We start from the raw sequence: 2,594 nt of genomic DNA, 5'->3' as shown, positions 1-2,594 counted from the left end.
AGCGCCGGAGGTACTGGCTCGACGAAGTCACCACCGGCAGCCGTGACATGGCCCCTGCCTCACGCGTCACGCCCGACACCCCGGAGGAGACGGCACCCCGGGTGGTGCCCCTGGCCGAGCGGCTCGCACCGCTGGGCGACGCACAGCGGGAGCAGTACCTCCTGGCCCTCGTCACGGAACTGGTCGCGAAGGTGCTCAAGCACCCCGACACCTCGGCCGTCGTGCCCCACCGCCCCTTCCAGGAACTCGGCTTCGACTCCCTGACCGGCGTCGAACTGCGCAACCGGCTCGGCGCCGAGACCGGTCTCTCCCTGCCCGCCACCGTCGTCTTCGACCATCCGACCCCCGCCGCGCTCGCGGCCTACGTACAGGCACAGGCGGCCGCACCCGGCCCCGAGTCCGGAGCGGTTCGTTCCGCGGCGGAGGAACTGAACCGACTGGAGGCGACCGTGGACGCCATGCCGGCGGACGGCTCGCATCCCGGCACGAACCGCGTCGCGCTGTCCGAGCGGCTGCGGGCGCTGGCCGACCGTCTCGCCGGACCGGCGTACACACCGCCCCCGTCCGCCGCCGGCGCCGATGTCGCGGACCTCGGGGACGCGTCCGCCGACGAGATCTTCGACTTCATCGACACCCAGCTCGGCCGGGCCGCGGACTGACGCCGCCCGCCGCCCCCGCACCACCACCCTTCCGGTACCGAGGAGAGACTGATTCCGCATGTCCGCTGACATGTCCCGCGCGCAGGAGCAGGCCCAGACCAGGGAACAGAAGCTCGTCGACTATCTGAAGTGGGTCACCGCCGACCTGCAGAAGGCGCGCGAGCGCATCGAGACACTCGAGTCGGCCGCCACCGAACCGGTCGCCATCGTCGGCATGGCATGCCGCTTCCCCGGCGGCGTCACGTCACCGGACGACCTGTGGCGCCTCGCCGCCGAAGGCCGGGACGCCATCAGCCCGTTCCCCACGGACCGCGGCTGGGACCTCGACGCGCTGTACAGCACGGACCGCGACGAGCCCGGCACGTCGTACACCCGCGAGGGCGGCTTTCTCGACGGGGCCGCCCTGTTCGACGCCGACTTCTTCGGCATCTCGCCCCGCGAGGCCCGCGCGATGGACCCTCAGCAGCGCGTCCTCCTGGAGACCGCGTGGGAGGCGTTCGAGGACGCCGGGATCGACCCCGTCACGCTGCGCGGCAGCCGTACCGCCGTGTTCGCCGGCGTGATCGAGCAGAGCTACCTCGGACTCGACGGGCCCGCCGAACTCGAGGGCCGCCTCATGACCGGCAAGCTCAGCAGTGTGGCTTCCGGCCGCATCGCCTACACCTTCGGGCTCGAAGGCCCGGCCGTCTCGATCGACACGGCCTGCTCGTCCTCGCTGGTCGCCCTCCACCTCGCGGTGGAGTCGGTCCGCCGCGGGGAGTCCACCCTCGCGCTCGCCGGAGGCGCGACGATCACCGCGACCCCCGGCGGATTCGTCGACTTCTCCCGCCAGGGCGGACTCGCTCCCGACGGGCGGATCAAGTCGTTCGCGGCCGCCGCCGACGGCACCTCCTGGGCGGAGGGCGTCGGTCTGCTGGTCGTCGAGCGGCTGTCGGACGCGGTGCGCAACGGGCACCGGGTGCTGGCGGTGGTGCGGGGCAGCGCGGTGAACCAGGACGGCGCCTCGAACGGTCTGACGGCGCCGAACGGTCCGTCGCAGGAGCGTGTCATCCGTCAGGCCCTCGACAACGCCCGTCTCACTCCGGCCGAGGTGGACGCGGTGGAGGCGCACGGCACGGGCACGCGGCTCGGTGACCCGATCGAGGCACAGGCCCTGCTGGCCACCTACGGCCAGGACCGTGAACGTCCCCTGTGGCTGGGCTCGCTGAAGTCCAACATCGGCCACACCGTCGCCGCGGCCGGCGTCGGCGGCGTCATCAAGATGGTGCAGGCCATGCGGCACGGCCTGCTGCCCCGGACCCTGCATGTCGACCGGCCCACGCCCATGGTCGACTGGGACTCCGGCACGGTCGCTCTGCTCACCGAGGCGCGCGAGTGGACCACCCGGGCCACGGCTCCGCGCCGCGCCGCAGTCTCGGCCTTCGGCGTGAGCGGCACCAACGCCCACGTCATCCTGGAGGAGGCCCCGGAAGCGGAGGACACCGCCCCGGACGACCGGGCCCGGACGCTCCCGGCCATGCCCTGGCTGCTCTCCGCACCGGACGAGGACGCCCTGCGCGCCCAGGCCCGACGGCTCCACGACCACGTCGCCGCCCACCCCGAGCAGTCCGCCACCGACCTCGCCTACTCCCTCGCCACCACACGCACCCTGCACGACCGCCGCGCCGTCCTGACCGGAGCCGACCGCGACGACCTGTCCGACGCCCTCCGGCACCTCGCCGAGACCCCCACGAGCTCCCCGGCACCTGTCCGTCCCGGCGGTCTGGCCGTGGTGTTCTCGGGTCAGGGTGCTCAGCGGGCGGGGATGGGGCGGGAGTTGTATGAGGCGTTTCCGGTGTTTGCGGGGGCGTTGGACGAGGTGTGTGGGGTGCTCGATCCGCTGTTGGGTGGCTCTTTGGGGGAGGTGTTGTTCGGGGTTGAGGGGTCGTTGTTGTC

At 72.8% G+C, this 2,594-nt stretch carries 2 protein-coding genes; both read left to right on the top strand.

The features are described from left to right. Window positions 1–659: phosphopantetheine-binding protein (locus ABZ281_RS45600; RefSeq protein WP_356664298.1), on the top strand; the 659-nt coding region annotated here is incomplete at its 5' end. 58 nt (window positions 660–717) lie between these two features. Then, on the top strand, window positions 718–2,594 hold a 1,877-nt coding region (locus ABZ281_RS45595), incomplete at its 3' end, for a type I polyketide synthase (protein WP_356664296.1).

The organism is Streptomyces sp. NPDC006265 (assembly GCF_040613555.1).
Taxonomy (GTDB): domain Bacteria; phylum Actinomycetota; class Actinomycetes; order Streptomycetales; family Streptomycetaceae; genus Streptomyces.
The sequence above is the reverse complement of the archived record's forward strand: the minus strand, read 5'-3'. Positions and strand labels throughout refer to the sequence as shown.